Here is a 17,237-nt window from a genome sequence, read left to right as displayed (position 1 = left end):
AACCTTAAAGATATCGGGAAGAACTATAGCTTACCACTGACGGCGGCGTTTGGTATAAACATAGCTCGCTATCAGGAAGCCTAGCAGTACACCTACTGCCAATGTTGCTGCGCCGTAGAGGAACATCTGGGCACTACGTTCACTTTGTAGTACCTGTACCTGAACGCCCAAGTTATCATTCTTGAGCTGTAATTCCTGGTTTTGCGATAGTGCGTCCAGATTGGCTTTTTCCAGTTGCTCTAAACGGGTGGCCTGATCTTTGACCAAGGCTTTTACCTTGGCATCTTGCTGGGCTTTTAGCTTGGCGATTTCTTCTGCGGTTAACGGTTTATTTTCAGCAGGTGGCACCGGCTGGGCAGAAGTTGCTACTGCAGGAATAATGGCAGGTTTTGGCGGCGACTGGTTTGGTGCAGTCGCTGCTGTCGCTCGAGATGGTGCTGTCTGATTTTCCGGAGCCACAGGAGCAGGCGTAACTTCGACTGCCCATACTGGAGAAATCATGAAACATAGGCCAATGATACTGGCAGTAACAACACGCATGGACCTTATCCTTGAGGAAATGCTTTATTAAATGGTTTGACATCGATATGTTCGTACACACCTTCTTTTAAAAATGGCTCATCCTGTAACCATGAATCCAGTGCTTCACGACTGTCAAAATCGACAATAATGGTACTGCCGTAAAAACCGGCTTTTGGATTGGCCGGATCTTTAGGCATGGCACCTGCAACAATCAGGCGACCTTCAGCATTTAAATGTTCCAGACGAGCAAGATGTTGTGGGCGAATCGCGAGGCGTTTTTCCACTGTACCTTCCCGATCGGTACAGCTAACGACGAATAATGGCATGATGACTCTCAATCGTTTGTAGTTGGACTTATTCAGCAGTCTTAAAGTATTTGCGCAATACAATAAACTGAATAATGATAAAGGAAAACATCACGATCATGTCACCGAATGCGGTAAATTCGCCCCAATATTTTCCATCCATCCACAAATAGGCGAAAAAGGTATGCAGAAATGACATCAGCACAAACATTGCCACCCATGCATAATTCAATTTAACCCAGCCTTTTTCGCTTAGGTTGAATACCGGACCAAACAGACGCTGAATCAATGGCTTTTTATCCTTGCTAAACCAGGGGGACAATAAAAAGGCACCGGCAAAGACCAGATTCAGTAATACCGCTTTTAAACGGATATAGAAATCATCGCTGAGCATCAGGGTAATGCCACCAAAAATCACGGTCATAAACAAGACAATCCATTGCTGCTTGTCCAGGCGGAATTTTTGCATGACAAATAACGCACCATAGACGACCAGCATGGAAATAATCAGACCTGTGGTTGCAACAAGAATATTATTATTGTCGACACCCCCCGCAGAACCGATCAATTGCAGCAATTGATGGTCAGTGTCTTTTGGATCTACAGTTTTATATAAATAAAAGAAAATAATGAGTGGCACAAAGTCTAAAAGTGCTTTCATGTTAGAGTATCTAAATCTGATCAAATAAATGTCATAGTATAGAGATGCACGGCGTAGATTTACATACACATAGTAATATTTCTGATGGAACTTTCAGTCCTCAGCAACTGGTCGAAGCGGCTGTGGAAAAACTCATCCATACTTTGGCACTGACCGATCATGACACCATGGACGGTTTGGTATTGGCGGAGGAAGCTGCCAAAAATCATGAGATTAAGATTATCTCCGGCGTAGAGATATCCAGCCAGTGGTCGCGGCCTGCGACCAAAAAAAACTATGGTGTGCATATTGTGGCACTTAATATCCAGAAGCCTGAGCCGTTACAAAAAGCCCTCAATCAGCAAAAGAAAATCCGGGCTGAACGCTCTAAACAGATCTGTGATCTTTTGATTCCTCTTATTGACCAGGATATTTACGCAGATGTACTCGCCAAAGTGGAGAATATCCCTGATCGGGTGACACGAACGCATATTGCCAAAACACTAGTAGAAAAGGGCATTGTGACCCGGCCGCAACAGGCCTTTGATAAATACATCAAGGAAGGCAAAAAGGCCTATGTCAAATTTGATGGCTTAAGTCTTGAAGACACGGTTCAGGTGATTCATGCAAGTGGCGGTTTTGCAGTACTGGCTCATCCGACCAAATATGATTTATCTGCGACCAATATCCGTTATCTGATCGAGATCTTTGCCAAGTTTGGTGGAGATGCGGTGGAACTGCCACCGGCGATTGAGCCAAGTTCTACCCGGCAAATGGTGGATCGAATGATCGCTGAACATGGTCTGAAAGTTTCGATTGGTAGTGATTTTCATGGCGACCATATGCCTTGGATTAAACTAGGCAATGTCCCGAGCCTGAAACCGGGGCAGATCGGGATTTGGGAGAGTTTTACCTAGGGATTTCTTTATTTTGATCTTCTTTATTTGTAAGGAGAGTTAGCTATCACTGATAGCAAAGGATGAGTGAGGCTAATCTTTTAAAGCAAATTATGATCTTTGGCCTGAATTGGTGGAGGTGTTGGTTTGCCCAAAGTTCCTAACAGTTCAATTTCAATGGTACGTACCATCGAGTCCAGTGGCAAGTCATTGCTCTGGGTACCAAAGGGCTCTTCAATTTCCGAACTTAAAGCATCTAATCCTAAAAAGGTATAAGCCAAAATGCCGACCAGAAAAGGCGTAAACAGACCGAGCGTTGAACCCAGACTAAAAGGCAAAATAAAACAGAAAAAATACACGGTGCGGTTGAGCAAGACCGAATAGGCAAAAGGCAAAGGCGTCGTCGCAATCCGGTCACAACCAGTTTGGACAATACTCAGTTCTGCTACATGATTATTCATCTGCATATAGATGATGTCGGAAATTTCACCTTCTTTAAGTGCCTGCATCAACTCCCACTGAATCAGACTTAAAGTATATTGCGCTGCATTTGCCTGCTGATAGAGCTGGGTCACAGCCTGTTGGCTCATGCCACTGGTTTCTACCAGCTCAGTCGGATTGGCTGTCTGATGGCGAAGGCGATCACGGAGTACATTGGCAAAGACAATCACATGCTGAATCACACGTTCCCGGCGACCTTGAGACAGCATCCGGCAATCACGGTCAAAGTGGCGTGAATTAGCAATCAAAATGCCCCAAAGTTTACGCGCTTCCCACCAGCGGTCATAACAGGCTGAGTTTTTAAATCCGAGAAAAATCGACAGTACTACCCCAATCAGGGTAAAGCCGACCAGAGGTAATTCTGGAAAATGAAAATAGCCAATATGTGACAAGCCACCGATGATGGCCGAAATCAGCATGACCACGCCCAAAGGTGGCAAAACTTTAGGCAAAATCGTCCCTCGCCAGGAAAACAGCAGTTTAAAAACACTCGGCTGGTCACGTACGATCATTTATTAGAATCATCACAATTTTTCCATGATCTTGTTGAGTTGTGCCTGCTTTGTCAAGTGCTATTCAATACTGTACTTCTGGTTTGATGAGTTGCTGTTCCGCAAAGGAAAAACTGCCTTCCAAGGCGATAATACAATGGTCAATCAGATGGATATCTACCAGTTGGCAGGCCTGCTGAATCTGCCGGGTCAATGTCAGGTCAGCCTTGGAAGGAGAGGGCCGGCCTAGCGGATGATTATGCGCAATGACAATTGAGGTCGCCTGCTGGCTAATGGCATAACGCAATAACTGATTAATGGAAATATCACATGCATTGATTGAACCATAAAACAGTTTTTTAAATGCAATTTTTCTTAAACTGGCATCCAGACACAGCACAGCGAATACTTCCTGTGTTTCACCGAGCAGTTCAAAGCGTAAATAGTCTCTCAAGCGCTTGGAATTGGTAAGTTCCAGTGCATCCTGCTTGAGGTGTTCGGCAATATAACGTCGTCCAAGTTCCTTGACAGCCATCAGCTGCGTGTATTTGCTGATGCCCATGCCATGAAACTGACTGACTTCCTGTAAAGGGGCATCGAGTAGAGCAGTCAAATGACCAAAATGCTGAATCAGCAAACGCGCCAGATCAACTGCCGAATGTTGCTGTGAACCTGAACGTAGAAATATGGCCAGTAGCTCGGCATCGGATAGACTCTCAGCCCCATATTGAATCAAACGTTCCCGCGGCCGCTCTTGCTCCGGCCAGTTTTTAATAGAAAATTGCATGATGATTATACTTTTTTATTATGAATTATCAGTTTTCCCGCAAGCCGATCTCTTGGGAATGCGATTATTTAATGCTATTGTGAGCCTCACTGCAACAGCAAGGTAATCTGTTTGTGAGCTTTGATCTAAGTGTAATTCCTCATAAAAATATCATTCTGGCCGTCACTGGCGGTATTGCCGCCTATAAAAGTGCGATTTTGGTCCGCCGTTTGAAAGATGCCGGCTTTGATGTGCGAGTGGTAATGACCCACGGTGCACAGGCTTTTATTACACCTTTGACCTTTCAGGCCTTATCGGGCAATCCCGTGCATACCGAATTACTGGATCCTGAAGCAGAAGCCGGAATGGGGCATATCGAGCTGGCGCGTTGGGCTGACCTGTTGCTGGTAGCGCCAGCCAGTTGTGATACCCTGGCAAAATTTGCCGCAGGCCTGGCGGATGATCTGCTCAGTACTTTATATCTGGCGACGAAAGCACCCGTCTGGGTGACACCTGCCATGAACCAGCAAATGTGGGCGGCGAAAGCAACACAGCGCAATCTTGCGACACTGATCGAAGATGGTGTGCATGTGATCATGCCGGATGCTGGTTCACAGGCCTGTGGGGATGTAGGTTTGGGCCGGATGCCTGAGCCGGAAGATTTAGCGCATCAGGTGACTGAATATTTTCATAAAGCCCAACGTGCGATTGCGGAAAAATTTGGCTTGCTTGCGGGTAAACAAGTCACGATTACTGCGGGTCCAACTCGAGAAGCAATTGATCCAGTGCGTTATATTTCCAATCACAGTACCGGGAAAATGGGCTTTGCACTGGCTGCAGCCTGTTATGCGGCAGGAGCCAATGTGACCCTGATTGCAGGACCGGTCAGTCTGGATACGCCGAATGGCGTAAAACGTAAAAATGTCTCTTCTGCCGTGCAAATGCTAAATGAAAGTATGCATATGCTGGAGCAGGGCTGTGACATTTTTATTGCGACCGCTGCGGTAGCCGATTATCGTGTGGCACAGGTAGCCGAACATAAAATTAAGAAAGCTGGGGATGAGCTGAATGTGGCGCTGGTCAAAAATCCGGATATTGTTGCCACTATAGCCCAACAGGAAAAACGTCCGTTTATGGTCGGTTTTGCTGCAGAAACCCGCAATATTGAAGAATATGCTGCCGGAAAGCTGGTGGCTAAAAAGCTGGATATGATTGCCTGCAATGACGTTTCACGTGCCGATATCGGTTTTGCTTCAGATGAAAATGCCATGACGGTATTTTTTGCCGAGCATTACCAGCTGGAAAAACGTGATCTGGAAAAAGCCTCCAAGCAGGAAATTGCTCAGCAGCTGGTTGAAGCGATTCATGATGCTCTGCATCACGATCCCTTGGCAGAAGACGATTTCTAGACTGAATCAATATGAGAAAATTAAAAAAGCCCTGAGATGATCAGGGCTTTTTTAGATTATGCCTACTATTTAGTTAAATATCACCAAATTGGCTTCAAAATAGGCTGACTTTATAGACCAAGGATTTATATATTGTTTTATGGGAAAAAGTATAAAATAGATCACAGAATAAACCAAAGATAAAAAATGTGACACAGATAGAATGTGGTTGGAAACAACAAGGAGGGGGCGATATGAAAAAAATCATGATGTTATGGATGATCGCCTGCCTGGCCGGATGCAGTTACTTTGTATCAATTGATGAGCTGGCCAGAAATATTCAGGAACAGATACAGCGGGAATTTAATGCTAATCCTGACTATCAGCATTATCGTCTCACTGTGCTGAATGTAAAAATTGTCCATCGCCAAGGCAATGAGTTTGAGGCAGTTTCACAACTGAACTATCAGGGGCATGAATATCCCGTTAATGTCAAAATTATCAAGGTTAATGGCGGCTATAGCTGGTCCATTGAAGATGATGCTTTTGCCTTCATTGATGAAATCGAAATTGAAAAATATCGCCAGCAGTTAGATCGTGAACTGGAGCAACTGTCTGCATCTCTAGACGATCTGGAATCTGTAGAAGAACCGGTAAGAGTTGAACTAAGCTCAAATATACGTCCAGCAATAGAGCCTGTGGTACAGGCAGCCTCTTATGATGAGGAGCCGATCCCCGTCGGTAATATTACGGCGTATACGCACTGATCAATGCGTCATCTTTATAAAAAAGCACCGATAACCGGTGCTTTTTGTTTTTTAAGATTCAATCTGCTGATGTTCACGTACGTAATCTTCAGTACGCTGCATCGCTTCCTGAATATTAAACAGGGCAGTTTCTACATCTTTCAAGGTTTTTGCATTCCCACCGCTTAGCGCTTGACGCCATTTGCGTGCGCCTGGCAAATTCTGGAACAGGCCCAGAATATGACGGGTAATAATGGATAAAGGTGCGCCTTCTGCCATACGCTGGGCAATATAAGGCAACATCTGCTGCATAATGTCAAAACGGTCTGGTGCATCCAGATTCCACAATTGTCCCAGTTCTGCCAGCAAATAAGGATTGTGATAAGCTTCACGGCCAATCATCACGCCATCAACATGTTTGAGGTGTTCCTGCGTCTCGGCATAGGTTTTAATTCCGCCGTTGATCTCGATAAGCAGATCAGGACGATCCTGTTTTAAACGGTAGACATCTTCATAGCGCAGTGGCGGCACATCACGATTTTCTTTGGGCGATAGACCCTTTAACAAGGCAATACGCGCATGCACGATAAAATTGTTGCAGCCGGTTTTGGCCACAGTATCGACAAAATGTAGCATCTCTTCATAAGATTGCATGTCATCAATCCCGATCCGGTGTTTTACCGTTACTGGAATATCCACTGCATGACGCATGGCATCAATACATTCTGCCACTAGATCAGGTTCTGCCATTAGACAGGCACCAATTTTATTATTCTGCACCCGATCGCTCGGGCAACCTACATTTAAATTAATTTCGTTATAACCCCAATCCCGGGCCATTTTGCTGCAGGTTGCCAAGTCTTGTGGATTTGAGCCACCTAGCTGTAAAACAATCGGATGTTCTTCCTGATTGAAATCCAGGTATCGTTTGGCATCACCATGAATGATGGCACCCGTTGTCACCATTTCAGTGTACATAATGATATTCGGGTTAAACAGACGGGCAAAGAAACGATAGTCCTTGGTCGTCCAGTCCATCATAGGTGCAACGGATATACGCGGAACCCTTGATATATCTACGTTTTGTTTTAAATCAGTCATTTAAGCACCTGTGATAAGTTGAATCATTTACAATTTTACCTAATCTTTTCTAATCTTTTTGCAACGCTTGCAACTATAATTGAACACATTTTCAGGTCACTTAAAAATAGTTGCAAAAATGGGCTATATCTCAGAGTTAAAATCAAAAACCAAAGGGACCCGATATAAAGCGGTCATTAACATCCGCAGAAAAAGTGACGGTATAGAATACTTTGATACAGAAACTTTTAGTTCGAAAGCGTCAGCAAAAGCATGGCTAAAAAGAGAAGAGGACAGATTAGAAAATAATCCTCACTTGTTGTCAACCAGCAAGGGTGCCATGGCTTCTGCAGCGATGCCATTAGCATATGCAATTATCAGGTATAAATCTGAAGTTTCGGATTATGGCCGTACAAAAGCATTTACCCTTGAGATGCTGAAAAAATTTGATATTTCCCAGAAACCACTTTGCGATCTGAAACGGACTGATTATGCGAGTCATGCTTTACGTCGCAGAGATGGTTATAAAAATGAAAGTTATAAATTAGATCCGGTAGAACCCAGCACGATCTTATTTGAATTTCAGTGCATCAAATCCGTCCTGGATCATGCCGAACTGCTTTGGGGTGTGGAAGTTGATTTTAATGAATATGAAAAGGCCATTAAAGGTTTAAGAAAATCCCGTGTCATTTCTGAATCTGAAGAACGTGATCGATTGCCGACTTCAAAAGAGCTGCAAGATCTGACCACTTTTGGCTATATCGACTTTCATCTGCGTAATCATTCCAGTGTGCCGATTCATCTGATTATGTGGCTGGATATTTATACCGGTAGACGGCTGGGTGAGTTATCGCGGTTAAAAATTGAAAACTTTGATCGTGAACATAAAAAGTGGTACCTGGAAGCAGTGAAGCATCCGAACAAGAAAACGAATAATAAGTGGTTTGTAGTGTCAGACCAGGCATTAGAAATTATTGATCTGCTACTGCAGCCAGAGATCCGTAATCGTATGCTTAAACGTGGCGGTGATGAATCAATGCTGATTCCATGTCATGAGAATAATATTGCAAAGCAGTGGCAGAAAATTAAGAAACAGGCAGGTATCGATGACCTGCGCTTCCATGACCTACGGCATGAGGCTGCTACACGTTTGGCAGAACAAGGACTGACTATCCCCCAGATTCAGCAATATACGCTACACGATGACTGGAACAGCCTTAAACGCTATGTGAATCTGGATATTATTCGAAAGGATTTGCTGACCTATCGGCAAGCAATGATAACATTTAAAACTACGGATATTTTTGCAATTATAGATAACATTAAAAAGGGGGAGTAATGTTTAAAATAGTGGAATGGCAAGAAATTGAAAATAATTTCTTTGATGGAATGTTAATTATAGGTAATGGCGCAAGTATAGCCATTGATTCACGGTTCTCTTATACATCTTTAGTTGATTATGCAAAAAGTAATAATCTTCTAAGCAGTGATATTGAGACACTTTTTAAGTCTTTTGATACTAATGATTTTGAATTAATATTACGTATAGTATGGCAAGCAGCTCAAGTCAATAAATCACTTCAAATTGAAGATAATAAAACTTATCAAGCATATTTAAATATAAGAAATGCCCTAATTGAAACAGTGAGAGCTATACATCCTTCATATGAGGAAGTTGAGCCGCATTTACCATACATTCATGACTTTATAAGAAATTTTAGAAGAATTTTTAGTTTAAATTATGATCTGATTGTTTATTGGGCAATAATGTATGGCAATGATCATGATCTTGAATATAAATTTAAAGATTGTTTTGTTAATGGAGAGTTTGAAGATAACTGGAAAAAGTTTCAAAGGCCATATCATGGTAAAAAAAGCCGCCTAGTATTTTACCCGCATGGAAGTTTAATTTTTGGAAAGACCTTGGTAGAGCGGGAAATTAAAGTTTCTACTGTTGGTGATAGCAACCTTCTTGATTCTATTTTAGATGCGTGGCGATCAGAAAAAGTTATTCCATTATTTGTAAGTGAGGGAACGGCTAAACAAAAAATAAACTCTATAAAAAGTAGTGGGTATTTACATACAGTTTACAGAGAAGCATTTCAATCTGGACTAAAAGAAAAATATATCATTTATGGTTGGGGATTGGGTGAGCAAGATTTACATATTCTTGATAATTTAAATCGATATTCTTTTCCACATGCTATGGAATTCGCTGTATCTGTATATGGAAACGATCAAGCTTATTGCAATAAAATTTTTGAAATACTCAGCCGCAAATTTCATAATAGTAAAATAACCTTTTTCAAAAGTAATAGTCCAGGATGTTGGAATAACCCAAGAGCACAAATATACAATCAAAATTTAGGTTGATTGTTCATATCCTTATCAAATAAAAAGCCTCTATTTAGAGGCTTTTTCATCCAGCAACCGTGCAAGTAGTACTGCACCAGTACGTATACGATTTGCCATTTTTGTGACATTGGCTTCGTCATAAGTGGCCATGTTATCCCTGAATTTTGGAAGTGGGGGACTCATACCTGCTTTCATATATTCAGCATTGATATGAGACACAATGTGACCTTCCAGGCTGCGTTTAAAATTTGGGTCTTTAAGCATTTCAATGTGAGTCATTGTCTGGCGCCTGTGCTTCGATCATAGCTTTATAAACATCAGCATATTTAAATGCAGACAACCGACCATCAATTGCTTTGGCAGCATGCGCCATTTTGTTTGTGCAGATTCGAGGCATCAAAACAAACCCTTCCGGCACCGCTTGGGCTTTGGCTTGCCATGCGCTCCATGCCATATTTATAGACTCAGTACATTCGCCTAGATCATTTTCATAACTTTGAGTTTGTTCATCAAAATATGTTTGCTCGTGACGTTCAACATCAAAGTTTTGCTCACAAAAATTTTGAAACGCTTCTCTTTCTTTCTGAATATCCATCACACCACCATCGCCTTTTCTTTAATTTTATTGAAGGTCTTTGAATCAAGTTCTTTCTTGGCGACACTAAAGAAACGAATTGCCAGCTCCTGATCAGCAGCTTTATTTTTTTTCATGATCTTGGCATCTACGTCCAGCAATGAGATGGTCTGATTGACGCGGGTGCTCATGGTTTTGACTTCACTCAAATGAACATTGAACAGGGCAATACTGTTACCATTCGTGCATTTGTCTTTTGATTCGATTAAGCCTTCACGTTTTGCTTTGAGCTGGTCACGTAGATCCGTTAAATCATCACGACTGAATTGTTGGCTCAGTTGCAACGGGCTTTGGCTTAAAAGTGCTTCTTGTGCGTGTTCGAGTTTCATTTAGACAGCCTCCAGCTGCAGTAATTTAAATTCCATATCAGCCACTTTTTGAGCCATTTCATTAAAATGCTGACCTTGTTCGATCATGATTTTCATCTGATTTCGTTTCATGGTTTGGATATAAATAAATTCTTTAGCCTGGTGAATTGCATCATCAAGCGCATTGTGAGGAATACCGGCAAAAGGAATCTTGAATCTTGGTGCAGACTTTAAAAGTGTTCTGAAGCAAAATTCTTTGTAGTACTTCCATGGACGTTCAATGCCAAAATAATCCAGGGCGTTATTGATCCAGCGGATATCAGCCAGTGCACCTTTGCTCCAGATTTCTGTACAGCCATGATTGGAATAAAATTCAACCAGTTTTCGCAAAACGACATCTATCCGTTCTTTACCAGCAAAGGCCATATTTTTGGCGATTGGATCTTGTTGATCCCACCAGTCCAAGGTGGATTGGCTGACTGTAAATCCAAGCTCCTTTGAGCTTTCAATATCGATATCAGCCTGAAAATATTGATAAATCCCATTTTCATCGAAAACCACAGCACCAATACTGAGCAGGACAGGACGTTCACCAATATCTAGGGTTTCACAATCCACCATTAATTTATTTTTCATGCTGCCTCCAGTTTTAATAATCTGCGTTTCGCATTTTGGGCGCTGCTGTATTTACGCTGGCACATAATGCACAGGTGATCATTGCCATCTTTTCGAATTGAAAAAACCTGCTCCCCATGGTGTTTGCAACGACCTTGAAACTTTTTAAGGCCCGCTTCAAAGGCTTCTTTACGTGCATTTCGATTGAACAAAACCCGGCTTTCATCTGAAGATGTATCTGGAATAAAGACCGGCTCAACCTTGGGCTTTCTGCCTCTGGATTTGGCTTCTTTTTCCCGATGTTCGGCATGAGCCTGTTCGACACTGGCTGTCATGACATCTCTAAGCGTAAATTTAAAAGGCTGTATACCTTTTGCCTGGCATTCTTCGACATAGAGTGAACGGCCAAAACTGATTTGTTCCGGTTCTTCTTTGCCCTGGGCTTTTAAGAATTTGGCCACTTCAGCTTCCAGTGCTAAAGATTGGGCTTTTTTTGGAAAAATATCGTGGTCCAGATTAGTGCGCATACTGACCTCCATTCATTGCTTTATGATCGTGTTGAGCCAATGCAGTCTGTCGGTCAATGTACACAGCAAGGTCTGCTAAATTGACCATCCATGCAGCTTTATTACCTTCACCCATGCGCAAAACAGGAAAAGGTAGTTCTTGAGTGACAGCCTTGCGTTTTGCGATAACCATGCTCATTTGAGGAAAGAAATCTTTTACTACTGCCTCAAGTGAAACAGTAGGTGACATATAGCGAAGTACCAGCAACGTATAGGTCGGTAGAACAGCAGGTGTATTTTTCATTTCATCACCTTTAATTCAGTTTTAATGCGTTCAGCAGTGGCATGATCCACAGTAATTGGAACCGCATGATGGTCACGCATATGGAAAGAAACGATGTGAGTACCTGATTTTTGACGGAAGACCACATTGTTTAAATTACTTAAATTGATCATGTGGACATCATGATGAAGGTCGGTAATTTCTAGCATTAGCGTTTCTCCAATTTCTCAAATAACGCATCTGATTGGGCTTTCAGGTTCTTTTGCAGCTTGTACGATTTATAAAAAAATCCTGCTACGACAATGACCATGACAATCAAAGGTAGTGCAACAAAAAGGAAAGCAGCTACATGGCCAAGATGGATTTCCATTAAGAAACCTCCCGAATTGAAAGTAATGCAGCATCCAAGAATTTGATTTCATCGGAGATGCGATCTGGATATTGCTCATTCATTTCTTTAAGCCAACATTCACAGCATTTTTCAGGATGATGTTCGCAGCCATCAATGTCCTGGCGTGGGGGATTGCTCATGCGGACTCCTCAATCATTTGGGAGCGGACGGCATGAGCAACTTTGTCTAGCCAGACAGCTTTTTCAGATAAGCAAATGAATTCGTAATCCAGGGCAGCATTGATAAATGCATTTGCCTGGGCAATTGCACTGTTAAATTCAAATGGACTATTCGCAGCAGCAATAGATTGAATGGCGCTTTGGATCTGAGTGATGGCCTTTGATTTGTAAAAATCGAAGTCTTGAATCTGTGGTTGTGCGAAGTCAGCAGCAAATAAGCGACTTGTCACGATTTGATCGAATTGTCGTTGGTTTAAACTTACATTTTGAGTTTTCATAAAAAAACCTAAGGTGACTTAGAATGTATTTAAGCTAAGCCATCTTAGATTTTAAGTCAAACTATTTTTCTAGGTTAACTTAGAAAAATTATATATTATTTTGAATTATAGGAATTTTTTTGAAGGTTCAAATTTACCTACATATTTTCCTTTATATATACAGTTTTCTTTTAAAGGAATAATGTTTGGTTGGAAATTTGGGTTTAATGCTTGTAAATACATTACATTAGGCTCTCTAACCAGTGCTTTGAACGTAGCTCCATCTTCACAAACTGCCACGATCATTTCGCCAGTTTGAACGAAATTTAAGTCAATATCTGGGTCTATACAAATAAAATCGCCATCTTTGAAATGTGGTGCATTACTTGTTCCTTGCACAATCATATAGAAACTATTTTTGCCAGCAGCTGGAGGTGCGGGCAGCCATTGTTCAATTTCGTGCGGCTCTATTGATCGGACATTAGTCCAATTTCCCGCCTGAACATAGTCCAGAACGGGCAGCATTCTAGTGATTGGTCTGAAGTCTTTAACAGACTCGCTCATTTCATGTCGACCATATTTTAAGAATTCAATAGTCGTATCAAGTATTTGTGCTAAAGATTCTAGATTTTCATACTTTGGTTCATTTACATCTTTCTCCCAAAAGCCAATTGTGACATCTGAGACACCAACCAAATTGCCTAGTTTTCCTTGGGTTAATTTTTTTTCTTTTCTTAATTTCTTAATCCGAAAGCCGAGGGTTTCCATCTTGTAAAGTCTCGCATTATTTATCTAAGCCATCTTAGCTATTGACTACCGAAGATAAGTTGTGTCTAATTAAATCTAAGACAACTTAGATTTATGAGGTTTATATGACTCGCCAAGAAGCCGTGACGTTATTGGGTCTGGAAAAATTGATTCAACTAGCGGAGTTACTTGAGTTATCAACATCTGCCATTGCTCAGTGGGGCGATGATGCAGATATCCCTGAATACCGCGAATATGAAGTCAGGGAATTGGCAGCTGGTCGAACCCCAAAACGCTTGCTTAAGTCAAAACAGAATTTAGATCAAGCAGCTGATAAAAAAAATGATTGTATTGAGGAAAACTAAACATGACTTTATCTCTCAATGAACGACGTGAAAAAACCGTCATGTCTTTAGAAATGGCACTAAAAGCAGCGGTATACCGTCCAAATGATGATTCTCTAATGGCGCAAATTGCGGAAAAAAATGCTTTTAATATTAATACTTTTAGAAGTTCATTAAACCCGACAACACATACGCATAAGGCCAATATCTATCATCTAGAAGCAGTTTTGGCAGAAACCAAAGATCCAAGAATCATGGACAGTATCTGTTCTATTCACGGTAAGGCTGCATGGTTTGAGTTGCCACATCTGCATGAAATAACAGAAACGAATTTTTTGAAAAAAATTGGCAAATTGGCTAAAGAGCAGGGCGAACTGTCCCAGTCAATTGCCGAAGCCATTGCGGACAAAAACATTTGCTCAGATGAATACGATGTCATTCATAAAGACGTAATGGATCTGATCCGTGTCGCGCTGACCTTGCTGGCCATGGTCGAAAGTCATAAAGATTAATTTATATTTGTTGGGGTCACTGTGAGTAAACCAAAATTTCAACTAGATGACGTGAAGGCGCATACACGGGGCAAATGGGACATGATTTTCCCTCAGTTTGCCATTGCCATGCCACCTAAAAAGCGTCATGCACCTTGTCCCGCCTGTGGTGGTTCAGACCGGTTCCGTTATGACGATAAAAAAGAAATGGGTGATTTCTATTGTAACGGATGTGGAGCTGGTGACGGCTTCGAGCTGATTTCACGCTGTACCCATCTTTCTTTTCCACAAGTCCTGGAAGAAGTGGCTGCTATCGTCGGACTGACAGCTGACACTAAAATCACCGATGCTGACCGTAAACGCTGGAAAAAAGAAGCCGATATGCGTGAGCGTATTCGCCTGGAAGAAGAAGCAAAGATCCAGAAAAATGCTGCACGTAAAGCACAAAGCCTGTGGCGTAGCACCCATCAAGGCAGTGAATGTGCTTATCTGGAGCGCAAGAAAGTGCCAAATTTGGGCTGTCTGATCAATCATGAAGGTGACTTGATTGTCCCCTTGTTTGATGAAAATGGCGAAATGTGGAACCTGCAATACATCAAATATGATGGTGAAAAAACCTTCCTCAAAGGTGGTCGCGTGAAGGGATGCTTTCACTTTATTGGCACTGTCGAGCTGCAAGATCCGGTCATCTGTATTGCAGAAGGTTATGCCACTGCTGCATCTATTCATTTGGCCACAGGCTATCCGGTTGCAGTGGCATTTAATGCCGGCAACCTGCTTCCAGTGGGAATGGCCATCCAGAAAAATAACCCTCATGCACGCTTGATCTATTGCGCGGACGATGACTCGGCCAAAGAAAATACCGGCCTAAATTGCGCTAATGAAGCTGTGGCTGTAACGGGCGGTATCGTTCTACTGCCTGAATTTAAACAAGGAGCAGCTGCATGAATGAATCACAGCACATGACACAGCCACATTCATATACTGACTTTAATGACCTTCACGTGAATTTCGGATTGGGGGAGGTGAAGGCACAAATCGAATCAGCCATTTCGGCTTTGGCTTTTTCCCCCGCACCCCCTAACAACTTTGACAACAATTTTCAGGGTCAAATGCTCGAAAATGATACAGTTCCTGAATCTTTTGAAAGTGGTTGGGAAAACTCCGGGGGTGAAGGGGGAGGTATTTCGCAAGAAAATATACCCGATGTATCTGAAGGACTAACACTGGAACAATGCCTGGCACGTTTTTGTCTAATCGAAGGTGATTCCAAGTATTGGGATATGCATCGTCAGCGGATGATTAAAAAGACGGCATTCACTGAAATGTTAGGGAAACCATTATTCAAACAATGGTCTGAAAGTTCTAAGCGAAAACTGATTGATCCAGATGCAGTTAAAAGTATTTTGAGTGCTGACGATAATAAGACAGCAGAAGATATTACTGACCGTTTCATCATGTTGGAAGGCACTCTGGAGTCGTGGGATACAGTCCGGCGTGAACGTGTCAAGAATGCCACTATTAAGGAAAACTTCAATAGAGCATTTGATATCTGGATTAAATCTGATAAACGCAAAATGATCTATCACAAAGATTTGGTATTCAATCCGACCATGCAGATCCGTGAAGGTCAGGTCAATATGTTTGATGGCCTGCCAATGGGGCCAATGCTCAATGATGTTGACCAGTTGATTGGCTTTAAGGAAGCGCATGATATGTGTAAGCCGTTTATGGAATTGCTTATGCATCTATGCGGTGAAAGAGAGGTCGTGATTTGGATCTTGAAGTGGTTAGCATATCCGCTTCAAAACCAAGGTGCAAAAATGGCAACATCTATTTTGGTTCATGGTGAAGTACAGGGTGCAGGTAAATCTTTATTCTTTGGCAAAGTCATGCGTGAAATATATGGCAAGTACTGTGTAACGCTCGGCCAGAATGGTCTTGAAAGTATTTATACCGACTGGGCTGAACAGAAGCTTTATTGCCTGTTTGAAGAAATTTTTAATAATAAATCCAAATTCGGCATGATGGGTCTGATCAAACACATGATCACTGGCGAGACGATCCGCATCGATAAAAAGTTTATGTCTGGTTATGAGCAGTCTAACCATATCAATTGTGTATTTTTATCGAATGATACCCAGCCGTTGCCACTGGAGGAGCGTGACCGTCGCTTCCTGGTTGTATGGCCAGAGAAGAAACTGAATGACGATCTTAAAAATCGTGTGATGCAATGCCTTGATAATGGCGGTGTGCAGGCGTTTTACACCTATCTCCTGCAATTGCCCTTGGGTGACTTCGGATCACACACAGAGCCACCTATGACCAAGGCTAAAGAAAAGATTATTAACTATGGCTTGCCTAACTGGAAATTGTTTTTGCAGCAATGGAAAGCCAGAGAGTTACAGTGGCCATACCAGTGCTGTTTATCACAGGATCTATTCAGCGCCTATATGGCCTGGTGTAGACATAACAATGAGAAACCGTTACCTGCAAACAAGTTTCTGGGCCTGCTATCGTCTCAGCCAGAAATATCTAAACGGCATGGTCGATTCTATGAGCGACAGAAATTTGGTGCAGTAACGACCAAGGAAGTTCAGAAGATGGTGGTCTATGTCGGTGAAAAACCTGAGGATATTAAATTAATCGATTGGCTAACTTCACAAGTTCATAGCTTTAGTGATAAGGTGCACGGAGATGTTCCTGATGCTCTCTAAAAACTATAAAAATGTTAAGGGCGTTAAGGGCATGTTAAGGGTACAAACGGCTACCCTTAACACGGTCAAAGCCTC

General features: G+C 42.1%; 26 protein-coding genes. 9 read left to right on the top strand and 17 right to left on the bottom strand.

Going from position 1 to position 17,237, the window contains the following annotated elements:
* Positions 1-30: 30 nt before the first annotated feature.
* From VXQ11_RS12695 to VXQ11_RS12685, 3 genes are read right to left on the bottom strand one after another with little or no spacing between them, the layout of a single operon-like run.
* Positions 31-540: a hypothetical protein gene (locus VXQ11_RS12695; protein WP_416681880.1), complete on the bottom strand. Its 510-nt coding sequence runs from the start codon at positions 538-540 to the stop codon at positions 31-33.
* A 5-nt stretch (positions 541-545) separates the two neighbouring features.
* Entirely contained in the window at positions 546-848 is a 303-nt protein-coding gene (locus VXQ11_RS12690; protein ID WP_416681881.1) for a YciI family protein, read from the bottom strand.
* A gap of 28 nt (positions 849-876) precedes the next feature.
* Positions 877-1,488 (bottom strand): septation protein IspZ, encoded by a 612-nt coding sequence (locus VXQ11_RS12685; protein WP_064095229.1) that lies wholly within the window; start codon positions 1,486-1,488, stop codon positions 877-879.
* Positions 1,489-1,532: 44 nt separating this feature from the next.
* On the opposite strand from VXQ11_RS12685, the gene VXQ11_RS12680 reads away from it, so the two are divergent.
* Entirely contained in the window at positions 1,533-2,384 is an 852-nt protein-coding gene (locus tag VXQ11_RS12680; RefSeq protein ID WP_416706196.1) for a PHP domain-containing protein, read from the top strand.
* An 80-nt stretch (positions 2,385-2,464) separates the two neighbouring features.
* Here the strand turns inward: VXQ11_RS12680 and VXQ11_RS12675 are convergent, their stop codons facing one another.
* Together VXQ11_RS12675 and radC are read right to left on the bottom strand one after the other, a co-directional pair.
* Positions 2,465-3,376, bottom strand: coding sequence for a bestrophin family protein (locus VXQ11_RS12675; RefSeq protein ID WP_064095227.1), 912 nt, complete (start codon positions 3,374-3,376; stop codon positions 2,465-2,467).
* 64 nt (positions 3,377-3,440) lie between these two features.
* Positions 3,441-4,142 (bottom strand): RadC family protein, encoded by a 702-nt coding sequence (gene radC, locus VXQ11_RS12670; RefSeq protein ID WP_144725287.1) that lies wholly within the window; start codon positions 4,140-4,142, stop codon positions 3,441-3,443.
* A gap of 113 nt (positions 4,143-4,255) precedes the next feature.
* Here radC and coaBC point away from each other — a divergent pair, with 113 nt between their 5' ends.
* Positions 4,256-5,530, top strand: a complete 1,275-nt coding sequence (coaBC, locus tag VXQ11_RS12665) for a bifunctional phosphopantothenoylcysteine decarboxylase/phosphopantothenate--cysteine ligase CoaBC (RefSeq protein ID WP_144725285.1) — start codon at positions 4,256-4,258, stop codon at positions 5,528-5,530.
* Positions 5,531-5,763: 233 nt separating this feature from the next.
* On the top strand, positions 5,764-6,276 hold the full coding sequence (locus VXQ11_RS12660; RefSeq protein ID WP_416681887.1) for a hypothetical protein: 513 nt from the start codon (positions 5,764-5,766) through the stop codon (positions 6,274-6,276).
* Positions 6,277-6,327: 51 nt separating this feature from the next.
* Here VXQ11_RS12660 and dusA read toward each other — a convergent pair whose 3' ends face one another.
* Positions 6,328-7,356, bottom strand: coding sequence for a tRNA dihydrouridine(20/20a) synthase DusA (dusA, locus tag VXQ11_RS12655; RefSeq protein WP_416706195.1), 1,029 nt, complete (start codon positions 7,354-7,356; stop codon positions 6,328-6,330).
* A 319-nt stretch (positions 7,357-7,675) separates the two neighbouring features.
* Here dusA and VXQ11_RS12650 point away from each other — a divergent pair, with 319 nt between their 5' ends.
* Together VXQ11_RS12650 and VXQ11_RS12645 are read left to right on the top strand one after the other, a co-directional pair.
* Positions 7,676-8,674, top strand: a complete 999-nt coding sequence (locus VXQ11_RS12650) for a tyrosine-type recombinase/integrase (RefSeq protein WP_416706194.1) — start codon at positions 7,676-7,678, stop codon at positions 8,672-8,674.
* A complete protein-coding gene (locus VXQ11_RS12645) occupies positions 8,674-9,708 on the top strand; it encodes a DUF4917 family protein (protein ID WP_416706193.1) in 1,035 nt (344 codons plus the stop codon). Before VXQ11_RS12650 ends, VXQ11_RS12645 begins: the two co-directional genes overlap by 1 nt.
* 30 nt (positions 9,709-9,738) lie before the next feature.
* Here VXQ11_RS12645 and VXQ11_RS12640 read toward each other — a convergent pair whose 3' ends face one another.
* The 11 genes from VXQ11_RS12640 to VXQ11_RS12590 form a co-directional block, all read right to left on the bottom strand.
* Complete coding sequence (locus VXQ11_RS12640) at positions 9,739-9,969, bottom strand: hypothetical protein (RefSeq protein WP_416706192.1); 231 nt, start codon at positions 9,967-9,969, stop codon at positions 9,739-9,741.
* Positions 9,956-10,285 carry a hypothetical protein gene (locus VXQ11_RS12635; RefSeq protein ID WP_416706191.1) on the bottom strand — a complete coding sequence of 110 codons (330 nt, stop codon included), beginning with the start codon at positions 10,283-10,285 and terminating at the stop codon, positions 9,956-9,958. The genes VXQ11_RS12640 and VXQ11_RS12635 overlap by 14 nt, the downstream gene beginning before the upstream one ends.
* Positions 10,285-10,653 carry a hypothetical protein gene (locus VXQ11_RS12630; protein ID WP_416706190.1) on the bottom strand — a complete coding sequence of 123 codons (369 nt, stop codon included), beginning with the start codon at positions 10,651-10,653 and terminating at the stop codon, positions 10,285-10,287. Before VXQ11_RS12630 ends, VXQ11_RS12635 begins: the two co-directional genes overlap by 1 nt.
* Positions 10,654-11,268: a 3'-5' exonuclease gene (locus VXQ11_RS12625; RefSeq protein ID WP_416706189.1), complete on the bottom strand. Its 615-nt coding sequence runs from the start codon at positions 11,266-11,268 to the stop codon at positions 10,654-10,656.
* Positions 11,265-11,774 carry a hypothetical protein gene (locus tag VXQ11_RS12620; RefSeq protein ID WP_416706188.1) on the bottom strand — a complete coding sequence of 170 codons (510 nt, stop codon included), beginning with the start codon at positions 11,772-11,774 and terminating at the stop codon, positions 11,265-11,267. The genes VXQ11_RS12625 and VXQ11_RS12620 overlap by 4 nt, the downstream gene beginning before the upstream one ends.
* Positions 11,764-12,057 carry a pyocin activator PrtN family protein gene (locus tag VXQ11_RS12615; RefSeq protein ID WP_174893593.1) on the bottom strand — a complete coding sequence of 98 codons (294 nt, stop codon included), beginning with the start codon at positions 12,055-12,057 and terminating at the stop codon, positions 11,764-11,766. Before VXQ11_RS12615 ends, VXQ11_RS12620 begins: the two co-directional genes overlap by 11 nt.
* The gene (locus VXQ11_RS12610; protein ID WP_075167512.1) at positions 12,054-12,245 is read right to left on the bottom strand and encodes a hypothetical protein; all 192 of its coding nucleotides are present in this window, start codon (positions 12,243-12,245) and stop codon (positions 12,054-12,056) included. The genes VXQ11_RS12615 and VXQ11_RS12610 overlap by 4 nt, the downstream gene beginning before the upstream one ends.
* Positions 12,245-12,406, bottom strand: coding sequence for a hypothetical protein (locus VXQ11_RS12605; RefSeq protein ID WP_336018791.1), 162 nt, complete (start codon positions 12,404-12,406; stop codon positions 12,245-12,247). The genes VXQ11_RS12610 and VXQ11_RS12605 overlap by 1 nt, the downstream gene beginning before the upstream one ends.
* A complete protein-coding gene (locus VXQ11_RS12600) occupies positions 12,406-12,567 on the bottom strand; it encodes a hypothetical protein (protein WP_416706187.1) in 162 nt (53 codons plus the stop codon). The genes VXQ11_RS12605 and VXQ11_RS12600 overlap by 1 nt, the downstream gene beginning before the upstream one ends.
* Entirely contained in the window at positions 12,564-12,884 is a 321-nt protein-coding gene (locus VXQ11_RS12595; RefSeq protein ID WP_416706186.1) for a hypothetical protein, read from the bottom strand. Before VXQ11_RS12595 ends, VXQ11_RS12600 begins: the two co-directional genes overlap by 4 nt.
* A 105-nt stretch (positions 12,885-12,989) precedes the next feature.
* A complete protein-coding gene (locus VXQ11_RS12590; protein WP_416706185.1) occupies positions 12,990-13,631 on the bottom strand; it encodes a LexA family protein in 642 nt (213 codons plus the stop codon).
* A 104-nt stretch (positions 13,632-13,735) separates the two neighbouring features.
* Between VXQ11_RS12590 and VXQ11_RS12585 the strand changes: the two genes are divergently transcribed.
* From VXQ11_RS12585 to VXQ11_RS12570, 4 genes are read left to right on the top strand one after another with little or no spacing between them, the layout of a single operon-like run.
* On the top strand, positions 13,736-13,975 hold the full coding sequence (locus tag VXQ11_RS12585) for a ribonuclease D (protein WP_416706184.1): 240 nt from the start codon (positions 13,736-13,738) through the stop codon (positions 13,973-13,975).
* Between the two features lie 2 nt (positions 13,976-13,977).
* Complete coding sequence (locus tag VXQ11_RS12580) at positions 13,978-14,466, top strand: phage regulatory CII family protein (protein WP_416706183.1); 489 nt, start codon at positions 13,978-13,980, stop codon at positions 14,464-14,466.
* Between the two features lie 21 nt (positions 14,467-14,487).
* Positions 14,488-15,393 (top strand): primase-helicase zinc-binding domain-containing protein, encoded by a 906-nt coding sequence (locus tag VXQ11_RS12575; protein ID WP_416706182.1) that lies wholly within the window; start codon positions 14,488-14,490, stop codon positions 15,391-15,393.
* Positions 15,390-17,162 carry a DUF5906 domain-containing protein gene (locus VXQ11_RS12570; RefSeq protein ID WP_416706181.1) on the top strand — a complete coding sequence of 591 codons (1,773 nt, stop codon included), beginning with the start codon at positions 15,390-15,392 and terminating at the stop codon, positions 17,160-17,162. The genes VXQ11_RS12575 and VXQ11_RS12570 overlap by 4 nt, the downstream gene beginning before the upstream one ends.
* Positions 17,163-17,237 lie beyond the last annotated feature (75 nt).

Origin of the sequence: Acinetobacter sp. 197, assembly GCF_048148385.1 — a bacterium.
Classification (GTDB): domain Bacteria; phylum Pseudomonadota; class Gammaproteobacteria; order Pseudomonadales; family Moraxellaceae; genus Acinetobacter; species Acinetobacter pecorum.
This window is presented reverse-complemented; position numbering and strand designations above follow the sequence as displayed.

Coding starts and splice junctions, on each gene's coding strand:
- VXQ11_RS12675 (WP_064095227.1), bottom strand. CDS start 3,376: ATGATCGTACGTGACCAGCCGAGTGTTTTTAAACTGCTGTTTTCCTGG.
- VXQ11_RS12580 (WP_416706183.1), top strand. CDS start 13,978: ATGACTTTATCTCTCAATGAACGACGTGAAAAAACCGTCATGTCTTTA.
- radC (WP_144725287.1), bottom strand. CDS start 4,142: ATGCAATTTTCTATTAAAAACTGGCCGGAGCAAGAGCGGCCGCGGGAA.
- VXQ11_RS12650 (WP_416706194.1), top strand. CDS start 7,676: ATGGCTTCTGCAGCGATGCCATTAGCATATGCAATTATCAGGTATAAA.
- VXQ11_RS12645 (WP_416706193.1), top strand. CDS start 8,674: ATGTTTAAAATAGTGGAATGGCAAGAAATTGAAAATAATTTCTTTGAT.
- VXQ11_RS12585 (WP_416706184.1), top strand. CDS start 13,736: ATGACTCGCCAAGAAGCCGTGACGTTATTGGGTCTGGAAAAATTGATT.
- VXQ11_RS12630 (WP_416706190.1), bottom strand. CDS start 10,653: ATGAAACTCGAACACGCACAAGAAGCACTTTTAAGCCAAAGCCCGTTG.
- VXQ11_RS12640 (WP_416706192.1), bottom strand. CDS start 9,969: ATGACTCACATTGAAATGCTTAAAGACCCAAATTTTAAACGCAGCCTG.
- VXQ11_RS12680 (WP_416706196.1), top strand. CDS start 1,533: ATGCACGGCGTAGATTTACATACACATAGTAATATTTCTGATGGAACT.
- VXQ11_RS12685 (WP_064095229.1), bottom strand. CDS start 1,488: ATGAAAGCACTTTTAGACTTTGTGCCACTCATTATTTTCTTTTATTTA.
- VXQ11_RS12635 (WP_416706191.1), bottom strand. CDS start 10,285: ATGGATATTCAGAAAGAAAGAGAAGCGTTTCAAAATTTTTGTGAGCAA.
- VXQ11_RS12600 (WP_416706187.1), bottom strand. CDS start 12,567: ATGAGCAATCCCCCACGCCAGGACATTGATGGCTGCGAACATCATCCT.
- VXQ11_RS12590 (WP_416706185.1), bottom strand. CDS start 13,631: ATGGAAACCCTCGGCTTTCGGATTAAGAAATTAAGAAAAGAAAAAAAA.
- VXQ11_RS12615 (WP_174893593.1), bottom strand. CDS start 12,057: ATGAAAAATACACCTGCTGTTCTACCGACCTATACGTTGCTGGTACTT.
- VXQ11_RS12660 (WP_416681887.1), top strand. CDS start 5,764: ATGAAAAAAATCATGATGTTATGGATGATCGCCTGCCTGGCCGGATGC.
- VXQ11_RS12605 (WP_336018791.1), bottom strand. CDS start 12,406: ATGGAAATCCATCTTGGCCATGTAGCTGCTTTCCTTTTTGTTGCACTA.
- VXQ11_RS12595 (WP_416706186.1), bottom strand. CDS start 12,884: ATGAAAACTCAAAATGTAAGTTTAAACCAACGACAATTCGATCAAATC.
- VXQ11_RS12610 (WP_075167512.1), bottom strand. CDS start 12,245: ATGCTAGAAATTACCGACCTTCATCATGATGTCCACATGATCAATTTA.
- VXQ11_RS12620 (WP_416706188.1), bottom strand. CDS start 11,774: ATGCGCACTAATCTGGACCACGATATTTTTCCAAAAAAAGCCCAATCT.
- dusA (WP_416706195.1), bottom strand. CDS start 7,356: ATGACTGATTTAAAACAAAACGTAGATATATCAAGGGTTCCGCGTATA.
- VXQ11_RS12625 (WP_416706189.1), bottom strand. CDS start 11,268: ATGAAAAATAAATTAATGGTGGATTGTGAAACCCTAGATATTGGTGAA.
- VXQ11_RS12570 (WP_416706181.1), top strand. CDS start 15,390: ATGAATGAATCACAGCACATGACACAGCCACATTCATATACTGACTTT.
- VXQ11_RS12695 (WP_416681880.1), bottom strand. CDS start 540: ATGCGTGTTGTTACTGCCAGTATCATTGGCCTATGTTTCATGATTTCT.
- VXQ11_RS12690 (WP_416681881.1), bottom strand. CDS start 848: ATGCCATTATTCGTCGTTAGCTGTACCGATCGGGAAGGTACAGTGGAA.